This is a genomic window from Psychroflexus lacisalsi (genome assembly GCF_020164495.1).
GTDB classification, from domain to species: domain Bacteria; phylum Bacteroidota; class Bacteroidia; order Flavobacteriales; family Flavobacteriaceae; genus Psychroflexus; species Psychroflexus lacisalsi.
The window spans coordinates 1-283 of record NZ_JAIQYZ010000041.1 but is presented as its reverse complement, the minus strand read 5'-3'; the positions used below and the strand labels follow the sequence as shown (position 1 = coordinate 283).

The window sequence follows — 283 nt, the reverse complement described above, 5'->3', positions numbered from 1 at the left end:
CCGGTGTATGACACCGTGGCCGAGGCGGTCGCCAAGACCGGCGCGACCGCATCGGTAATCTACGTTCCGCCGCCCTTCGCGGCCGACTCGATCCTCGAAGCGATCGATGCGCAGGTTCCGCTGATCGTGACGATCACCGAGGGCATTCCCGTGCTCGACATGGTCAAGGTCAAGCGCGCGCTGTCGGGCTCCAAGTCGCGGCTGATCGGCCCGAACTGCCCGGGCGTGCTGACGCCTGGCGAGTGCAAGATCGGCATCATGCCCGGCAGCATTTTCCGGCAGG

1 pseudogene is annotated in these 283 nt (G+C 66.4%); it reads left to right on the top strand.

From position 1 onward, the window contains the following. Nucleotides 1–283 (top strand): annotated as a pseudogene (locus tag LB449_RS13880) (succinate--CoA ligase subunit alpha); the annotation flags it as partial.